Origin of the sequence: Niallia sp. FSL W8-0635 (assembly GCF_038007965.1) — a bacterium.
GTDB lineage: Bacteria > Bacillota > Bacilli > Bacillales > Cytobacillaceae > Niallia.
In genome coordinates, this window is record NZ_JBBOYD010000001.1 from 1,828,372 (window position 1) to 1,848,505 (window position 20,134).

The window sequence follows — 20,134 nt, forward strand, 5'->3', positions numbered from 1 at the left end:
ATTTCTCCCCGTTTTTTTATACTGCTGTATTATTACGTTTCTCTTTCAATCGAATAACTGTCTCTTCATCTGGCGTTACATAAACAGTTTGCTGATTATCATAGATAACAAAGCCTGGTTTTGCACCGCTAGGCTTTTTCACGTGGCGGACTAGGGTATAGTCTACAGGTACAGAGCTTGATTGGCGGGCTTTGCTAAAATAGGCGGCTAATTTTGCTGCTTGCAGAATTGTTTCCTCCGAAGGTTCCTTGCTCCGTATCACGACATGGGATCCAGGAATATCCTTTGTATGCAGCCAAATTTCATCTCTTGCAGCAACTCTATTGGTCAAATAATCATTCTGTTTATTGTTTTTACCGACGATAATCTCCGTTTGATCATCGGAAAGATAGTAATCAAGTACTGGTTTTACATTTTGTGATTTCTTTGTTTGCTTTTTCTGTCTTTCTCTTAAATAGCCTTCTTCTACTAGCTCCTCGCGAATTTCTTGAATATCTTTTGGAGAGGCAGCAAGAATTTGTTGATATAATGTTTCAAAATACTCATATTCTTGTTCGGCTAGTTGAATTTGTTCCTTGATAATATCAATAGATTTTTTCGCTTTTTGATATTTAGTAAAATATTTTTGTGCATTTTCAGAAGGGGATAGTCTAGGATTAAGAGGAATCTTAACCATCTTGCTATCCTCATCATAATAATTAATTACTTCTACTTCAGCCATCCCTTTTTTTACTGCATATAAATTGGCTGTTAAAAGCTCTCCTAGTAACTGATATTCCTCGGCATTCTCTGCTTCCATTAAAGAACGTTCTAGTTTTTTAATCTTTTTGCTATTTTTATCTCGTTCATTCACGATAAAGCGTTCAAGATCATTGCTTTGTTGTTTGACCCGATCTCGTTCTGCTTTTCCGAAATAATAGCGATCGAGCATTTTGCTTAATGTAGGGAAAGGTTTAACATTACCTTTCACATGCTCGATTGGCAGAAAATAAAAATATTCTTTATCGGGAGTATCCATAATAGAAGGAGCATAGCTGCCTTTTTTTATTGGATCCATTACAGCAAGAAAAGCCTTTGGCAGTGTATCACGGTTAGCGAGACCAGCATGATGGAAAATTTCTTTGGCAATTAATGGAGAGAATCCAGCGAATTGCTGTACAAGCTGCTTGTCCAATTTTCCACTATTAAAATCAATTGCTCTTAAAACATCTTCCTCTGTAGCTGTATAAGGATCCTGTTTCTCCTGTTTTGGTGGAGCTTTATACTCATAGCCAGGAAGAATGGCTCGATGACTATTAACAGCATAGGAAATATGTTTAATACTATCTAGAATGGTATTTTTGTCGCGATCGACTAAGATAATGTTACTGTGTCTACCCATAATTTCAATCATCAATTTTTTATACGAAGTATCGCCAATTTCATTTCTTCCTCTAATCTCAAAAACAATGATTCGTTCATTATCTATCTGATAAATGTCTTCTATAAAATAACCTTCTAAATGCTTGCGGAGGAGCATACAAAACATTGGTGGTTCTTTTGGATTTTCATAGGATTCTTCGGTAATTTGAACTCGTGCATAGCTTGGATGTGCAGATAAAAGCAATTTTTGATTTTTTCCATTTGCACGAACAGATAAAATAATTTCATTCGTAAAAGGCTGCTGAACTTTATTAATTCTGCCTCCTAGTAAAAGCTCTTTTAATTCAAGAGACATTGCTCTTGTGAATAAACCATCAAATGACATAACTAACAACCTCATTTATAATAATTTCCCTCTTTACTCTATCTTTAATTCCGAAGAAATACAAGGATTTGGTAGGCTATCTAGAGAAAAATTAGCTTTATGTGAAAAGACGAAATAACTTCCAATTTAAAATCGAAATAAAAATCTATCCCTGATAGCATTTTTTCGGCCAAGCCTGAATATGATTTCCATAGAGTGGTGTTGGGACAACTATGTATGTTAGTTAGAATTGCTAACCTTTTGTTCAGAACTACTACATACTACTTCGCAAGATACATTTAGCGAACGGTGAATGAAAAAGGGGGAAGTGAGATGGCCGGATGAACTATCATGAAATGAACGAAAAAGAAGTAGAACAAACATTGAATACTGATTTTTCGGCTGGGTTAACGGATGAAGAAGCGGAAAAGCGACGAAAGAAATTTGGATTCAATGAATTAGAGGAAGGGGAAAAGCAATCATTATTGCTTATTTTCTTCAGTCAATTCAAGGATTTTATGGTACTAGTTCTTTTAGCTGCAACGCTTGTTTCAGGTTTATTGGGCGAATATATTGATGCGATTGCCATTATTGCAATCATCATTCTCAATAGTTTTATTGGCTTTTTTCAGGAGATTCGGGCAGAGAAATCTTTATCTGCTTTAAAGGAATTATCACAGCCACATGTACATGCCCTTCGTAATGGGGAATGGGTCAATATTTTATCCAAGGAATTAGTTCCTGGTGATGTCATTAAATTTACTAGTGGTGATCGAATTGGTGCAGATGTAAGAATAATAGAGTCTAGAAGTTTAGAGGTCGAGGAATCTGCGTTAACAGGTGAATCAGTCCCTGTTCCAAAGACCGTATCTGCCATTAAGAACAATAATTTAGCACTCGGTGATATGGAGAACATGGGCTTTATGGGTACCATGGTTTCTCGTGGGAGCGGTGTTGGGGTTGTAATCGGTACGGGAATGAAGACAGCGATGGGGCAAATTGCGGACCTGCTGCAAAATGCTGATTCTGTTACAACACCATTGCAAAGACGTCTTGAGCAATTAGGAAAAATTCTAATTGTTACAGCCCTGCTATTAACGGTGTTAGTGGTAGTAATCGGTGTTCTTCAAGGAAATGATTTATACACAATGGTGCTTGCAGGTGTTTCATTAGCTGTTGCAGCAATACCAGAAGGGTTGCCAGCGATTGTTACGATCGCCTTGTCACTTGGCGTTCAGAAGATGATTCGCAAAAATGCAATTGTCCGTAAGCTACCTGCAGTAGAAACGCTTGGATGCGCTTCTGTTATCTGCTCCGATAAAACAGGTACCTTAACGCAAAATAAAATGACGGTGACAAGAACATGGATTGGCGGCAAAACATATACAGTAGATGGAACAGGATATGAACCACAAGGGAAATTTTATGTGGGTGAAAAAATAGTCAATCCAACCAATGATAAGGCGCTCCAGCAATTATTAACATTTGGGATGCTTTGTAACCATGCAGAGATTCTGCAAAAAGAGGGAGAATATGTGTTAAATGGTGATCCGACAGAAGGAGCTATTTTAGTAGCTGGAATGAAAGCAGGATTCACTCGCTCCCAATTACTAAACCAATTTACGATAGTAAATGAATTTCCTTTTGATTCAACAAGAAAAATGATGAGTGTCATCGTGAAGGATCCATCTGGGCGACAGTTTGTTGTTACAAAAGGTGCACCAGATGTGTTAATCGGTCAAAGTAAATCCATTCTTTTTGAAAATCGCTCTCAAGTTTTAGGCAGTGAACAGAAGAAAGTAGTGCAAGAAGCGATTAACGGATTAGCTTCACAAGCGCTTCGTACGATTGCAATTGGGTATAAGGAAATATCTCCTAATACGATTATTTTGCACGAAAGAGAAGCAGAAAAGGACTTGATTTTCATCGGGCTCCAAGGAATTATTGACCCGCCAAGACCGGAAGTGAAACAAGCAGTCAAAGCGTGTAAGGAAGCTGGTATTAAGACAGTTATGATTACAGGTGACCATGTCATTACGGCAAAAGCGATTGCTAAACAACTTGGCATTGCCAATAATCGTTCCAAGGTAATGGAAGGAAAAGAACTTACAGATTTAAGTTTACAAGAATTAGAGGATATTGTAGAAGATGTTGCTGTATTTGCACGGGTTTCACCAGAACATAAGCTGAAGATTGTTCAAGCATTCCAAAATAGGGGACATGTGGTTGCTATGACTGGTGATGGGGTGAATGATGCTCCAGCAATCAAGAAAGCGGATATCGGGATTGCAATGGGCATCACAGGTACAGATGTAGCGAAGGAAGCTTCTTCTTTAGTATTAATGGATGACAATTTTGCAAGTATTAAATCAGCTATTGTAGAAGGAAGAAATATTTACGAAAACATTCGTAAATTCATTCGTTATTTGCTTGCTTCAAACGTTGGGGAAATACTAGTAATGTTATTTGCGATGCTATTAGCTCTACCTCTACCACTCGTACCGATACAAATCCTATGGGTGAACTTAGTAACAGACGGATTACCAGCAATGGCGTTAGGGCTAGATAGACCGGAAGATAATGTAATGAAAAGAGGTCCACGAAGTCCAAATGAAGGCGTATTTTCAAGAGGATTGGGTTGGAAAGTAATATCACGAGGCTTCTTAATCGGGATTTCTACTATATTAGCGTTTATGTTTGCGTACGATAATAATCCTGAGAATCTAGAATACGCCCAAACTGTAGCGTTTATCACATTAGTCCTTGCCCAGTTAATTCATGTATTTGACTGTCGCAGCGAAAAATCCATTCTCTCTAGAAACCCATTTGGCAATATGTATCTCGTATGGGCAGTAATCTCTTCCTTAGTACTGGCACTAGTTGTAATCTATGTACCATTCCTACAAGAGATCTTCCATACCCTGCCAATAGCAATGAAAGATTGGCCAATGATCATCGGATTCGCCTCCGTACCAACTTTTTTACTTGCAGGATCATTTTTATTAAGTAAATCAAAATAAAATATGTTATAATCCAAAAGGTAGTAGAGACCACTCTATTACCTTTTATTTATTTAATGTAGTTTTTAATGCTGTTTTTTCTAAAATATTCGACGCTATGCAAGTCTGATGAGAAATTATTAAAGAATAATAAAGCAGCCTGAATACACGGAGACACCACGGGGATTAGCGAGACAGGTGAGACCCCGGAGGCGAAGCTGAGGAGGCTCACCGCTCGCCCCACGGAAAGCGAAGTGTATTCAGGCTGCGGGTTAGTAGCGAAACTTTGCGGGAAAAGCATGAGCAACATTAATTCGCACATTTTTAAGAAAACGGATGTGTCAGCATGATAAAAAGTATGACTGGATTTGGAAGAGCAACAAAACAATATCACCATACAACACTTCATATCGAAATAAAATCGGTCAATCACAGGTTTAGCGATCAGATCATTCGGATGCCAAAGCAATTTCTCTATTTGGAAGATCAAATAAAGAAAATTATTTCAAACTATATACATAGAGGTAGAGTAGAAGTATTTGTAACATTAGAAGATGAAGAGAAGAAAGGCCAAGAAATTAGCGTTAATTGGCCACTACTCGATCAATATTATCAATTGTTTCATCAATTAAAAGACAAATATTCCATCAAAGAGCCAATCTCGCTTCGTGATTTATTAAATCAAGAAGAATGTTTTCAAATAGTAGAACGAGAGCTTGATATGGAGAAACTCGGAGAAGTATTACTTGCTACAGTAGAAGAAGCTGTTATCCAGTTAAATAATATGCGAGCAGTAGAAGGTTTAGAGTTATATAAAGACTTAGAAAACAACCTAAAGCATATAGAAGCATGGGTTAAACAATTGCAGTCATTAGCTCCTGAAGTGATTACACAATACCGCGAAAAGTTAAAAACACGGATAGAAAGCTATTTGCCGGAACCGATAGATGAAGCACGACTTATTACAGAAGTGGCAATCTTTGCAGATAAAGCAGATATTAATGAGGAATTGGTTAGATTACATAGTCATATTAGACAGTTTTATCAAATTATGGAAGAAAAAAACCCGATAGGAAGAAAGCTTGATTTCCTATTGCAGGAAATGAATCGTGAAGTGAATACCATTGGTTCCAAAGCTAATTCAGCCGATATAGGAACAATTGTTGTCGAAATGAAAAGTAGCTTGGAAAAAATGAAAGAACAAATCCAAAACATTGAATAAAACGGGTTTAGAATAAATCTTCCTAGTTAAAACTACAAATAATAGGATTGGAGAAGGCGAATGTCCATTAAATTAATTAATATTGGTTTTGGAAATATAGTTTCTGCGAATAGAATTATCTCTATTGTCAGTCCAGAATCTGCTCCCATTAAACGCATTATTCAAGATGCTAGGGATAGAGGATCATTAATAGATGCTACTTATGGAAGAAGAACGCGAGCTGTTATCGTTATGGATAGCGATCATGTTGTTCTTTCAGCAGTTCAACCAGAAACGGTTGCACATCGATTAAATGATCGTGATGAGATTATAGAGGAAGGGTAGGAGAAAGATTTGGTAGATAAGGGACTTTTAATCGTTTTGTCTGGACCTTCTGGAGTAGGGAAAGGAACAGTGAGAAAGGAAATCTTCTCACAAAAAAATACTTCTTTTGAATATTCAATTTCCATGACTACAAGAGCTCCACGTATGGGCGAAGTAGATGGAGTAGATTATTTCTTCAAATCAAGAGAAGAATTTGAGGGTTTAATTGAACAAGGAAAATTATTAGAGTATGCTGAGTTTGTAGGGAATTACTACGGTACTCCAGTCGATTATGTAAGAGAAACGACTTTAAAAGGCAAAGATGTCTTTTTAGAAATTGAAGTAGAAGGTGCAAAACAGGTTCGTGAAAAGTTTCCTGATGGCTTATTTATCTTTTTAAGTCCACCAAGCTTATCAGAGTTGAAAAATCGCATCGTGACAAGAGGTACAGAGTCAGAAGAGATTATTAACAACCGAATGAATGTGGCAAGGGAAGAAATTGAAATGATGCACTTATATGATTATGTTGTAGAAAATGATACAGTAGAGAATGCATGTGAAAAAATTAAAGCAATCATTGTTGCTGAGCATTGTCGCAGAGAAAGAGTAGAACCAAAATACAAGAAAATGTTGGAGGCTAAATAATTTATGTTATATCCATCCATTGATAAATTAATGACAAAAATCGATTCTAAATATTCATTAGTATCTGTAGCAGCGAAAAGAGCAAGAAAGCTACAAACAAATGCGAGACCACAATTAGCAAAATATGTTTCTCATAAAAATGTCGGGAAAGCATTAGAAGAAATCAACAAAGATCAACTTACTTATCGTGTGAATGCACCAAGTGGCTCAAGCGAAGATTAATTAATTTTTTTGTGAAAAATATAGTACGGAATAAAAGGCTTAAGTAAAAGGAACAATTCCATTTACTAAGTCTTTTTTCATGGACATAATGATTATTTAATTATATGCTAACATTAATAATAGAAATGCAAATCTTACATATGGCTAAAGTTTAAGAATATTGATTCTACTAAAGTTGGGGAATTTCCGTTAAGGATGCCCGCATCTTCTATTAGTAACATGCTTATCCAATAGGCCTTATTCATAAACAAACAATATATCTCACTCTTAACGGACAAAATAAGATTCATATATGTCTGACAGATACAAATAGTTCAACTAATCCGGTCAGAGAGGGTGAAGGACAACCTCTCTTACTGATGATATGATCATAAACTTTAGAATAAAAAGAAAGGAAGGAGGCACATGATGTTGAATGGCAAGAAGATTCTTCTGTGTGTAACAGGGGGCATTGCGGTATATAAGGTATGTGCTTTAACTAGTAAATTAACGCAAAAGGGTGCAGATGTGAAGGTTATTATGTCGGAATCGGCAATGGAATTTGTGAATCCATTGACCTTTAAAGCCCTCTCTAAAAATGAAGTATATACAGACACCTTCGATGAAAAAGATCCAAAAGTGATTGCACATATTGATTTGGCTGATTGGGCTGATTTAATTTTAGTGGCCCCAGCAACGGCCAATGTGATTGGAAAGATTGCAAACGGTATTGCGGATAATATGATCACAACAACCTTGCTTGCAGCAACAAGTGACGTTTGGATTGCCCCAGCGATGAATGTACATATGTATGATCATCCTGCTGTTATTAAAAATATTAACACGCTTCATGACTATGGTTATCGCTTTATCAACCCAGGTGAAGGCTATTTAGCATGTGGCTATGTAGGAAAAGGAAGATTGGAAGAACCGGAAATGATTGTTCAGCATATGGAGGACTATTTTTCCGATAATAACAAGAACAAAATCCTAACTGGAACAACCGTACTCGTGACTGCTGGACCAACTCGCGAAAAAATTGATCCAGTTCGTTTTATTTCCAATCACTCCTCTGGAAAAATGGGATATAGTATTGCTAAAAAAGCCATTGCGTATGGGGCAGATGTTATTTTAGTATCTGGACCTACGAATCTAACTCCACCAAAAGGTGCTCAAATTATTTCAGTGGAAAGTGCGGAAGAAATGTATAACGCTGTAATGACATACAGAGAAAAAGCTGACATTATTGTTAAAACAGCTGCGGTAAGTGACTATAAGCCCACGATTGTTTATGACCACAAAGTGAAAAAGCAAAGTGGTCCAGAAACAATTGAATTCACGCGGACCCAAGATATTTTATCCGAACTTGGAAAAAGAAAAGAACAGCAGATTCTAATTGGCTTTGCAGCAGAAACACAAAATATGACTGAATATGCAATGGATAAATTAAAACGGAAAAATGCAGATATGATTGTGGCTAATAATGTAATTAGACAAGATTCTGGCTTTGGAACAGATACAAATCTTGTGACTATGTATAGGAGAGATGGAACTTCAATCGAGTTACCCCTTCTTTCTAAGGAAGAGGTAGCGGAAAAAATATTGGAACAAGCTATGTTGATGAAGGAAGCTGTTCAAAAATGACGGTAGCCAAAGTAATTGTCGATGTTCCGGCAAAACAAACGGACAGACCCTTTGATTATCTCATTCCACAAGAACTAGAAGATGTTATTCAACCAGGAATGCGGGTAATTGTTCCATTTGGTCCTAGAAAGGTACAAGGCTTTGTAGAAAGCTTGGAGGAAACATCTAATTTTAAATCACTAAAAAAGGTAATCGAACCGATGGATTTAGTGCCTGTTTTAAATAAAGAGCTTCTATCTCTTGCAGATTGGTTGTCCCATTCGACTCTTTGCTATAAGATTTCTGCTTTTCAGGCGATGCTGCCGCCGGCTTTAAAGGCTAAATATGAGCGCAAAGTAAAAAAAGTAGCAGCTCAGGAACAAGACATGGCAGAAGGGGTAGCTGCTCTTTTTAGAAATACAGAAGAATTGGTGTGGGAGGAAGCTCTAAAGAATGTGTCTCTTTCGGCTTTACAAAAGGAAGTGAAGAGAGGAACAATAGTGGTTTCCTATGAGGTTCAATCAAGAGGACAGAAGAAGAAGGTAAAACATATTTATCCCCTTGTAAATGGAAAAGCTTTAACCGATTACGAAGAATCACTGAATAAAAACGCAAAGAAACAAAAAAAATTGCTGGCTTTTTTTAGTAAGCATCCAGAACCCATTGAACAAAAACAGCTCTTAACGAAATTAAATATTTCTACTGCTGCTATTAAAGGATTAGTCGAAAAAGGACTTCTCGGTGAAATGGATAAGGAAGTATATCGAGATCCTTATCAAGAGCGTGAGTTTGAGAGAACGCATGCCTTGCCTTTAACCGATGATCAAGCAAAAGTGGTTGCACCTATCCATCAGGCTGTGGAAGAGGATAGACATGAAGTGTTTCTCTTATATGGTGTAACCGGTAGCGGGAAAACAGAAGTTTATTTGCAATCCATTGAAAAAGTATTGGCAAAGGGAGAGGAAGCGATTGTGCTTGTCCCTGAAATCGCTCTAACTCCCCAAATGGTAAACCGTTTTAAAGGGCGATTTGGTGAACTGGTTGCTGTTTTGCATAGTGGATTGTCAGTGGGAGAAAAGTATGATGAATGGCGAAAAATTCAAAGAAACGAAGTGAAAGTTGTAGTGGGAGCTAGGTCCGCAATTTTCGCTCCATTTACGAATCTTGGCATTATCATTATTGATGAAGAGCATGAAATGACCTATAAGCAAGAGGAGAATCCACGTTACCATGCAAAGGACGTTGCCATTGAAAGAGGGAAAAAGCATGGTTGTTCGATTATTTTAGGTAGTGCAACTCCTTCTCTAGAAAGCTTTGCACGAGCCCAAAAAGGCGTATATACTTTACTATCCCTTCCTAATCGAATGAATAACCAAGCTCTTCCTAATGTTGAAATTATTGATATGCGGGAAGAACTTAGAAACGGCAATCGCTCCATGTTTTCCGAAGTATTGCTAGATAAGCTGAAAGATCGCCTTGAAAAGAAAGAGCAAACGGTCTTATTTTTAAATAAGCGAGGACATTCCTCCTTTGTCATGTGCCGTGACTGTGGGTATGTTGTTAAATGTCCGAATTGTGATATTAGCTTAACCTACCATCGTTTTCAAAATCAGATGAAGTGTCATTATTGCGGGTATGAAACATATACGCCTACCACTTGTCCAGAATGTAGCAGTGAGCATATTCGGTATTTTGGAACAGGAACACAAAAGGTAGAGGAAGAGCTGGCGAAAATTTTGCCTGAAGCAAGAGTTATTCGGATGGATGTGGACACAACTAGTCGAAAGGGAGCCCATGAAAAGCTGCTGCAAAAATTCCAAGATGGAGAAGCAGATATTCTATTAGGCACCCAAATGATTGCCAAAGGACTAGATTTCCCAAGAATTACGCTAGTTGGCGTACTGTCAGCTGATACAATGCTCCATTTGCCAGATTTCCGCTCATCGGAGAAGACCTTTCAATTACTGACACAAGTAAGCGGAAGAGCGGGCAGACATGAATTACTAGGGGAAGTAATTTTCCAAACCTATACGCCAGAGCATTATAGTATTGAGCTTGCGAGCGAACAGGATTATGACCGTTTTTATGAAACGGAGATGATGATTCGCAGACAGCATGCCTATCCTCCATACTATTTTCTTACCATGATTACGATTAGTCATGAAGAGCTAATGAAAGTAGTCGGTGTCTCGGAGAAAATCACGCAGATCGTCAGAAATAGATTATCACCGCAAACGGTTATTTTAGGACCAGTCGCTTCACCAATCGCAAGAATAAAAAATAAATACCGCTATCAATGTTTGATAAAATATAAACAAGAACCGAATCTAGAAGAAGTTCTAAAGTCGATTTTAGATCATTACCAGACAGAAATAAGTTCAAATGGACTGCAAATCTCGATTGATGTTAATCCGTTTATTTTAATGTAGGAAAGTCTTCTACAAATAATGCCACTGTGGCTAGTAACCCTCAACCTGAAAATGAAAATAAAAAGAAATGACATAATGGAAACGGTCATTTCTTTTTATTTTGCTATATTAATTTTCCTTCTCCAAATAATAAATCCCAATCTGTATATTTTGCTTATGGTTTCCAAAATGTTCCCCAAATAAAGTCATCCCACCAACTCTTTCTGAATCTTCTTTAACCGCAATTTTCAAAGTGAGAAAGGGGGAGTTCTCTAATTGTAAATCATTAATCGTGACACTAGAAAATGGCTCCCCATCAATACCTGTATCCATTTTATTTACCCTGATCGTTTTTAAAAGGCCGTACTGACTAAATTTATCATTCCACCATTTTGGCGTATAGCGACCTCTCACATCAGAGAAGTTTCCAGGCACAGTGTAGGTGCCAATCTCCACGTTATTTAAGTAAAACGTTATATCACTTGGCCAAACATTATTAGAGATTGGAAACTCAGATGCAAGCTCTAGACTGATTTCTACCATTTCTGGAATTTCATTTGGTCCTAGTAAATTTGGGATTTTGTACTCTACATAACCTTGGGATAACCATAATAGCTGTGCATCCACTCTTTGGCTATCCATAAAATATTTCGGGTCATCCGCTTTCCCGATGATTTCTTTTTCTGTCGCAATGCCACAGGTAGGCTTAGCGGAAAAATCAGTATAATGACCAATTTTTAAATCGGTCTGGTGAAGTAAATATTCTTTAAATATTTTTCTTGGAAAATGAATTTCAATATTGTCTATCGCTAAATAAACTATTTTTTGCAGTCCTGATTTACCAGGGATTCGTTCCGATTTAACAATCCCTGCTTCTTCTAGCTTTTGAATATGACGGGTAACGATGGCGGCGCTTATGCCTAATTGTTTTGCTAAATCAGATATATTCATGTTGTTTTTTGCGAGAATTTCTATGATTTCTATTCTAGTTTCACTAGCAAGGGCTTGATAAATATGAAAATAATCCTTTGATATTTGTATTTGCATAGGAATCTCCTTTAACTTCATAGTTAAATACTTACTTGTCTGTTTATTTTATCATTCACAGTGTTTAACTACAATAGTAAACATAAAAAATATTGTTAAAATAGGATTGACAACGCTTTCTCATGTTGTTAAATTAGTAGTGTAAAGAGATTCAAAATAACAACTTTAACTTTTTGGTTAAACGATTTAATTGAGTAATGAGTTAAATAAAAAAGGAGGAATTATTGTGGGGGCAAAGAGAAAGCTTTGGAAGTATGTTGGTGTGATCGGACTCTCAATCGGTATTTTAGCAGGCTGTGGAGATTCAGGAGCAAGTGGTAGTGCCAAAAATGAAATTACGTTTTGGAATCCATTCACAGGGCCAGATGGAAAAAACATGCAGGCTATGGTGAATGAATACAATAAGACAAATCCTGAATACAAAATCAAAAACGTTTCCTTAAAAGAAACGGATATGTATACGAAGATTCCAACGATTGTAAATTCGAAAAAGAATATTCCAGATTTAACAATCGTCCATGCAGAAAGAATTAAACAGTTCAAAGATAATGATATGTTAACTTCTTATAATGATTTACTTACAGATTTTCCAGAAATTAATGGCGATAATTATGTAGATGAGGCTTGGAAGATTGGAGAAATAGATTCAGAGCGTTATAGTGTTCCATTAGATATTCATACATTCGGAATGTACTACAACAAAGATTTAGTAGATAAGTATTTGCCAACAGCATTGGATGATAATATTGTAACATTTGACGAGATTAAACAGGTTGGAGAGCAAGCACAAAAAGATAAAATTAGAGCATTAGGAGTAACATGGTTAAAACCTAATTTCTTGTCCCTGTATGCTCAAAATGGTGGGGAGTTAACAGAAGATGGCATTCAACCAACTTTAGTTAACCAAGCAGCGAAAGATACCTTTAATTTATGGAGAGATTATGTGAAGGCTGGCTATACAACGAAGGATGGCGAAGATCCAACACAAATGTTCTTAACTGGAAAAGTTGTATTTCTTCCTGAAGGTATTTGGATGCAAAACCAAGTTAAAGAGTCGAAGGTAAATTGGGGATTAACAAATGCTCCACAATTATCAGATGACTTATCTAAAGCAGTGAACTGGTCCTCCTCTCACCAATTTATCATGTTGAAGGATGATTCTCGTAGTGAAGAAAAAGCAAAAGGTGTCGTTGAGTTTTTAGATTGGGTTCGTGATAATTCAATGGAATGGGCAAAATCCGGCCAAAATCCAGCAACACTTTCTCTTTTAGACAATGAAGAATATAAAGCAATGCCACAATCATTCCTTTTAGCAACACCAGAACAACAAGCAACATTAAAAATCTTTGACTACAAATACAATGGCTATGTTTCTGAATTACTTGATTCTAAAGCTGGCGATGTCGTATTCTCCAAAGTAGAAACTGACAAAGCATTAGAGGATATGGAAAAAGAAATTTCTGCTAAGGTAGCAAAAGATAATTCAAATAAATAAGGTTTAAATGAAAATGTAAGTGTTTACTATGTGTTTGGATTTTAGAAATGAAGGGCTGTTTTTAAAAGATGGGGAGACACCACAAGTAGATACACGAGAAGGCTAAAAGCTTGCCAATCGAAAAAGGGAGTGTATTCATGCTATTGGTATTCTCAAGCAACTTTAACAAAACAGCCCAATCAATAAAGAATAGTAAGCAGCCTAACTACAGAAAGCAGTGTTGCTAGTAGGTAAACAATTGTATTTAGGCTGTAAGCTTAAAATGTATAAGATCTATGAATCTTATTTTAATAGAAGCAAGAGGAAAGGAAGTAGGGCGTATGGAAACTGTTCCCGCTACGAATCATGTGAAACAAATGAAAATAAAAAAGACTAGGAATACATCCTTTGCACCGTGGCTATTTTTAGCCCCTCATTTGATCATTTTTGGAGTGTTTTTTCTAATTCCGATTTTTTTTGGAATCTATATTTCTTTTACAGAATGGGATTTGATTAGTTCCCCGACCTTTGTTGGATTGGAAAATTATAAAGAATTATTACTTCAATCTGATTCCGTCTTTTATGAACAACTTCATAATGGTTTGAAAAACACCTTTTTATTTGTTCTATTTACTGTCCCATTTTGTATTCTTGTACCTCTCCTTCTTGCAGCTGCATTGAATACAAAACCTACACTATGGAAAGTATTTCAGTCTTTATTCTATTTACCATCGTTATTCGCGATTTCTGCAGTCATTATTATCTGGGGACTTATGTTTAATGTGACGTACGGTCCGATTAATAATATTTTCAATCTTGAAACAGTTTGGACTGGAACTCAGCCGTATGCATGGATTGCGCTGGTAGCCGTAACGGTATGGTGGACGATTGGTGGTAATATGATCATTTACCAAGCAGCGTTGAATGGAATTCCGAAAGATTATTATGAAGCAGCAGATATTGATGGTGCTTCATCTTTCCAGAAATTTATTAAAATCACCCTTCCGAGTATGAAAGGGCAAATTCTTTATACGGTTGTTATTACAACAATTGCTCAATTTAACGTCTATGGTCAACCATTAATGTTAACTGGTGGTGGCCCAACAGACTCAACGAGAGTGTTATTAATGGATATTCAGCAAAACGCCTTTGGTTCAGGTCAATCGATTGCTGGGATATCTTCTGCAATGGCTGTTATTCTTGGACTTTGCATAATGGTTGTTGCGTCATTACAATTCTTTTTCTTAAGAGAGAGAAAGAATTAATTAGAGGAGGAAGAGTATGAGCAGTAAAAGAACCAATCCACTACCTAAAATAATCGGGTTCGCCTTTTTGCTTATCATGGCTGTGATTTGGATTATTCCTTTATTATGGGGAGTTGTAACCTCCTTTAAATCAGAAATAGAACTGCAAACAGTTGGCTTTAAATTTCTTCCGATTGAATGGGTGCTTACCAATTACACCACATTATTAGTGGATAATACAAGTACACCATTGGTTCGTTGGTTTACAAATTCAGTTGTTATTTCTGTATCACACACAATATTAGTTTTAATTGTTGTTACATTATCTGCTTTTGCTTTTAGCAGATTAAATTTTAGAGGGAAAAATGGTTTGTTTGCCTTTTTAATGGCAACGATGATGTTTCCAGGAGTAGTAAATCTTATTCCTCTTTATAAAATCATCGATGTCCTTGGTTGGGTAAATTCACCGATTGCGATGATTGTACCTGGAGCAGCAGGGGTCTTTAATATCTTTCTCGTTAGACAATTTATGAATAATATTCCTCTCGAATTTGATGAGGCTGCTCGTATGGATGGTGCTAATGATTTTCAAATTTTAGGGAGAGTCATTTTGCCATTGATAAAACCGGTTCTTTTGGTTGTTTCCCTATTTTCTTTTACAGGATCGTGGAACGACTTCTTATGGCCATCCATTGTATTTAATGACATAGAAAAGATGCCAATCACACCAGGTCTTCAGTTATTACAAGGGATGTACCAAGCACAACCAACCTTATTAATGGCTGGGGCATTGGTTGCGATTATTCCAACGTTTATCTTGTATCTATTCGCACAGAAATATTTCTTGGAATCTATGTCCTTATCTGCTGGGGTGAAAGGTTAATGAATAGAAAGCTAGAAAGAAATTTAGTGAGAATAGTAGGTGTTTGGCAAATTGTCGATGGTCTCTTTACGATCTTGCTATATGGGACATTAAAAAAGGTCGAAGGTGCAAAGCTTGTGGAAGACTCTGCTTTTGCCTATATGAAAGCGATGGAATCTTATGTTGGAAGTATCTATATTTTTATAGGTATGTTTGGGGCCTTATTAATCGGCCTCGGATTAATTAATTTAGTCTGCGCAAAGAAATACATGATAGATGATCAAGTCCATGTGAAGGTTGCGGTATGGCTGTTTGTATGTGGAGCGCTCTCCTATATCATCATGGATATTATCAGCTTAGTTTTATGTATGTCTGCAGGTATTTTAGTTTTAGCGAAAAACAAATCTATTCGAAAAATTAATATGACAAGAACTAAACAAATCGGAGGTATAAATTAATGAATGAATTACATCCAAATCCTCAATTCCACAGAGCGGAATGGGTTTCACTAGACGGAGAATGGAAATTTGCTTTTGATGATAAAAAAGTAGGGGAGAAGGAGAAGTGGTATGCATCTTTTCCAGAGAGTACAACCATAAATGTGCCGTTCACCTATGAAACGAAAGCAAGTGGAATTAATCAGCAAGAACATCACGAAACGGTTTGGTATGAAAGAACGATTACAATCGATGATATACAAAAGCATCCGATTGTTCATTTTGAAGGAGTGGATTATGAGGCGTTTATCTATGTAAATGGTCATCTCGTAACAATCCATCAAGGAGGTTACCATGGTTTTTCTGTAGATGTAGCTGACTATGTGACAACTGGCGAGAATAAACTGACTGTTAAAGTCAAAGATTCAAAGGATTGTGCACAACCAAGAGGAAAACAACGCTGGCATGATGAGAATTTTGGCTGCTGGTATGTTCAGACAACGGGAATTTGGAAATCCGTTTGGCTAGAATTTGTAAATGAAGCTCACTTAAATCATGCGAAAATTACGCCAGTATTTGATGAGCAAGAGGTAGTGATTGAAGTAGAAACAAAGGATATCCCGCTTACAGCTGAAGGATATAAAGTAGTGGCATCTATCCAATTTAATGGCAAAGTAATCAATGAATTAACGGCTAATATCGTGGATAATGCTGCCCAACTTAAAGGAAGTGTATTAGAAAGACTGGATCCATGGACAATGAAGGTTTGGAGTCCGGAAAATCCTAATCTATATGATTTGACGCTTAAATTGTACTACCAAGATGTATTGCTTGATGAAGTTCAATCCTATTTTGGAATGCGGAAAATATCTATTGAAGGAAATAGAATCCTTCTTAATAATAGAGAGCTATATCAACGCTTAATTTTAGACCAAGGCTACTGGGAAGAATCAGATTTAACGCCTCCGAGTGTTGCGGCGTTAGAAGAAGATATCGATAAAGTATTAGAATTGGGATATAACGGGGTTCGGAAGCACCAAAAAGTAGAGGACAGCAGATTTTTATATTTAGCGGATAAAAAAGGTCTTCTTGTCTGGCTAGAAGTTGGTTCAACGTTTGGATTTAGTGACAAAGCAGTTCGTAATTTTACCAATGAATGGTTGGAAATTGTGAAGCAAAATTATAATCATCCGAGTGTGATTACATGGGTACCGTTTAATGAATCATGGGGGGTTGGCAATATCCATCATGACAAGCAACAACAAGCTTTTACAGAAAGCATCTATCATTTAACAAAGGCGTATGACAGCAATCGCCCTGTTATCACAAATGACGGCTGGGAACATACTATTTCCGATATTATCACATTGCATGACTATGAAGAATTTGGAGCACTTCTTGCAAGTAGATATGAAGATAACGAAAAATTACTGTCGAATGCCATCCAGTTTAATAAAGGTTTCTATGCCTTTGCAGATGGTTACACGTATAAAGGTCAACCGATTCTTATTTCTGAATTTGGCGGAATCGCTTTTCAAACAGAGGAAGGTTGGGGCTATGGGAATCAAGTAAAGGATGAAGAAGCGTTTTTTAGTCGTTTTGAAGACATCCATCATGCGGTTCAAGATTTAGATTACGTATGTGGTTATTGTTATACACAACTAACCGATGTACAACAAGAAGTAAATGGCTTGCTTACAATCGATAGAAAACCAAAAGTTTCTGTTGAGAGAGTAAGACAAGTAAATACTCGAAGATTATAATCATAGGAGTGTATAAGATGACGAGACAAGAGTACCCGCGCCCTCAGTTTGTGCGTGATCAGTGGATTAACTTAAATGGAACATGGCAATTTCAGTTTGATGATGAGAATGTTGGAGAAAAAGAGCAGTATTTTAATAAAGAAACACTTGATAAAGAAATTCAAGTACCATTTGTTTACCAATCTGAGCTAAGCGGTATTGGGGAAAGAACGATTCATGAATATGTATGGTATAAGAGAGAGGCAGTTATTCCTCAGGATCCCACAAAAAGAACGATTTTGCATTTTGGGGCGGTCGACTACTATTCGAAGGTCTATGTAAATGGACAATTCGTGGGAGACCATGAAGGCGGACATACTTCGTTTTCATTTGATATTACGAATTATTTAGCAGAAGAAAAACAAAGTATTGCTGTTAAGGTCTATGATCCTTTAAAAGATGAAACAATCCCAAGGGGCAAACAGTTTTGGGAAGAGGAACCACGGGCAATCTGGTATACGAATTCTACAGGAATTTGGCAAACAGTTTGGGTGGAACAAGTAAATAAAGAACATATTGATAAAGTTCGATTTACATCAGATTTTGACCGCGGAGTCGTATGGATGGATTTATCGTTAAATGAAGAAACAGAAATATCAAAAGCCTCTTATTATGTGAACTATAAAATGATATTTAAGGATACTTTGATTGCAGAAGACCGAATTAGAATGAATAATATAGCTGAAAAACGGGCAGTAGACATTATTCAAAATAAAATCTTCCGTACGAATTTCCATGATGGTGGCTACACTTGGTCACCAGAACATCCGAATTTATTTGATGTTACGATCGAGCTTTGTGATGAAAATGGAACCGTTTTAGATAAAGTGGAGTCCTATTTTGGCTATCGAAAAGTTCATACGGAAAATGGCATGGTCTATTTAAATAATAAACCATATTATCAGAAACTTGTGTTGGATCAAGGTTATTGGCCAGAGGGACTGTTAACTGCGCCGAAAGCAGAAGACTATATAAAGGATATAAAATTTGCAAAAGAAATGGGATTTAATGGCTGTAGAAAGCATCAAAAAACAGAAGATCCTTTATTCTTGCATTATGCAGATACATTAGGTTTCTTAGTATGGGGAGAATGCGCATCAGCTCCTGTTTATACGAAAGAAGCCGCGACAAGATTAATGAAGGAATGGATGGAAATTGTGGAGAGAGATTATAATCATCCTTCCATTATCACTTGGGTACCTCTAAATGAAAGCTGGGGGATTCCAGATATTCATTTTGATAAAACACAGCAGCATTTTTCAACAACTATGTATCATATGCTCCATGCAATTGATGGCACACGACTAGTAATCTCTAATGATGGATGGGAAGCGACCGTTACTGATATTTGTGCGATCCATAATTACGGGCATGGAAATGCAGATGAAAAGACGAAATATCAATATTTCAAGGAGTCCATTTCAACTGTTGAAAATTTACTTACTCATGCTCATAGTAAATGGGAAGTGTATGCAGAAAATCATTCCCATCAAGGAGAACCAATTCTTTTAACAGAATTCGGAGGTATCGCATTTAAAATGGGCGATCAAAGCGGTTGGGGCTACACGTCCGTAGAGAACGCCGAAGATTATGTAACAGAATACCGCAAAATCATGGAAGCAGTTTTCCAATCAAAAGGACTATGGGGCTATTGCTATACACAGCTAACAGATGTCGAACAAGAAATTAATGGTATTCTAACATATGATCGCGTACCAAAATGCGACTTAGCGAAAATTAAAGAGCTTAATAATCTATTTTTCCCAGAGCGATTGGCGGTTAATGGGAGAATGGCTAAGTAGGTAAAAAAATGAGCGGGAAACTGCTCGTTTTTTGTTTTTTAACTCAGGCTTCGCTAATCCCCGTGGCGTCTCCGTGTATTCCGGCTGCTCAGGATTTCTAAATAATTCATTTTTTCTATTGAGAAAACAACAATCCTTTTGAAAACAGCCTTAACTAAAGAACTTTCTAAACGATTCCGTTCTAAACTATACTTATCAACAGTAATATGTTAAAATGTTCAAGGCTCATGACAGCGAAAATGATGGATGGTTAGAGTTATCCTGAGTTTTTCTGACATGGGTTTTTATTTTGTTAGCCCGAAATAATTATAATTTCCAAAAGGAATACATAGCTATTTA

The 20,134-nt window shown here is 36.8% G+C and carries 15 protein-coding genes; 13 read left to right on the plus strand and 2 right to left on the minus strand.

Going from position 1 to position 20,134, the window contains the following annotated elements:
* Positions 1-16: 16 nt before the first annotated feature.
* Positions 17-1,747: an Rqc2 family fibronectin-binding protein gene (locus NYE52_RS08535; protein ID WP_341192682.1), complete on the minus strand. Its 1,731-nt coding sequence runs from the start codon at positions 1,745-1,747 to the stop codon at positions 17-19.
* A 320-nt stretch (positions 1,748-2,067) separates the two neighbouring features.
* On the opposite strand from NYE52_RS08535, the gene NYE52_RS08540 reads away from it, so the two are divergent.
* The 7 genes from NYE52_RS08540 (at position 2,068) to priA (ending at position 11,148) form a co-directional block, all read left to right on the plus strand.
* Positions 2,068-4,746: a calcium-translocating P-type ATPase, SERCA-type gene (locus NYE52_RS08540; protein ID WP_341192683.1), complete on the plus strand. Its 2,679-nt coding sequence runs from the start codon at positions 2,068-2,070 to the stop codon at positions 4,744-4,746.
* A gap of 325 nt (positions 4,747-5,071) precedes the next feature.
* A complete protein-coding gene (locus NYE52_RS08545; protein ID WP_341192684.1) occupies positions 5,072-5,947 on the plus strand; it encodes a YicC/YloC family endoribonuclease in 876 nt (291 codons plus the stop codon).
* A 60-nt stretch (positions 5,948-6,007) separates the two neighbouring features.
* Entirely contained in the window at positions 6,008-6,271 is a 264-nt protein-coding gene (remA, locus tag NYE52_RS08550) for an extracellular matrix/biofilm regulator RemA (RefSeq protein ID WP_016201046.1), read from the plus strand.
* 9 nt (positions 6,272-6,280) lie between these two features.
* Positions 6,281-6,895 (plus strand): guanylate kinase, encoded by a 615-nt coding sequence (gene gmk / locus NYE52_RS08555; protein ID WP_341192685.1) that lies wholly within the window; start codon positions 6,281-6,283, stop codon positions 6,893-6,895.
* Positions 6,896-6,898: 3 nt separating this feature from the next.
* Positions 6,899-7,117, plus strand: a complete 219-nt coding sequence (rpoZ, locus tag NYE52_RS08560; RefSeq protein WP_341192686.1) for a DNA-directed RNA polymerase subunit omega — start codon at positions 6,899-6,901, stop codon at positions 7,115-7,117.
* A 408-nt stretch (positions 7,118-7,525) separates the two neighbouring features.
* Positions 7,526-8,740: a bifunctional phosphopantothenoylcysteine decarboxylase/phosphopantothenate--cysteine ligase CoaBC gene (gene coaBC / locus NYE52_RS08565; RefSeq protein ID WP_341192687.1), complete on the plus strand. Its 1,215-nt coding sequence runs from the start codon at positions 7,526-7,528 to the stop codon at positions 8,738-8,740.
* Positions 8,737-11,148: a primosomal protein N' gene (gene priA, locus NYE52_RS08570; RefSeq protein ID WP_341192688.1), complete on the plus strand. Its 2,412-nt coding sequence runs from the start codon at positions 8,737-8,739 to the stop codon at positions 11,146-11,148. Before coaBC ends, priA begins: the two co-directional genes overlap by 4 nt.
* 108 nt (positions 11,149-11,256) lie before the next feature.
* Here priA and NYE52_RS08575 read toward each other — a convergent pair whose 3' ends face one another.
* Positions 11,257-12,174 carry an ArsR/SmtB family transcription factor gene (locus NYE52_RS08575; protein WP_341192689.1) on the minus strand — a complete coding sequence of 306 codons (918 nt, stop codon included), beginning with the start codon at positions 12,172-12,174 and terminating at the stop codon, positions 11,257-11,259.
* Between the two features lie 226 nt (positions 12,175-12,400).
* On the opposite strand from NYE52_RS08575, the gene NYE52_RS08580 reads away from it, so the two are divergent.
* The 6 genes from NYE52_RS08580 (at position 12,401) to NYE52_RS08605 (ending at position 19,795) form a co-directional block, all read left to right on the plus strand.
* Positions 12,401-13,669, plus strand: coding sequence for an extracellular solute-binding protein (locus NYE52_RS08580; RefSeq protein WP_341192690.1), 1,269 nt, complete (start codon positions 12,401-12,403; stop codon positions 13,667-13,669).
* Positions 13,670-13,989: 320 nt separating this feature from the next.
* Entirely contained in the window at positions 13,990-14,913 is a 924-nt protein-coding gene (locus tag NYE52_RS08585; protein ID WP_341192691.1) for a carbohydrate ABC transporter permease, read from the plus strand.
* Between the two features lie 16 nt (positions 14,914-14,929).
* Complete coding sequence (locus NYE52_RS08590; RefSeq protein ID WP_341192692.1) at positions 14,930-15,775, plus strand: carbohydrate ABC transporter permease; 846 nt, start codon at positions 14,930-14,932, stop codon at positions 15,773-15,775.
* Entirely contained in the window at positions 15,775-16,212 is a 438-nt protein-coding gene (locus tag NYE52_RS08595) for a hypothetical protein (protein ID WP_341192693.1), read from the plus strand. Before NYE52_RS08590 ends, NYE52_RS08595 begins: the two co-directional genes overlap by 1 nt.
* On the plus strand, positions 16,212-17,954 hold the full coding sequence (locus NYE52_RS08600; protein ID WP_341192694.1) for a glycoside hydrolase family 2 protein: 1,743 nt from the start codon (positions 16,212-16,214) through the stop codon (positions 17,952-17,954). Before NYE52_RS08595 ends, NYE52_RS08600 begins: the two co-directional genes overlap by 1 nt.
* A gap of 17 nt (positions 17,955-17,971) precedes the next feature.
* Positions 17,972-19,795 carry a glycoside hydrolase family 2 protein gene (locus tag NYE52_RS08605; protein WP_341192695.1) on the plus strand — a complete coding sequence of 608 codons (1,824 nt, stop codon included), beginning with the start codon at positions 17,972-17,974 and terminating at the stop codon, positions 19,793-19,795.
* Positions 19,796-20,134: the final 339 nt, after the last annotated feature.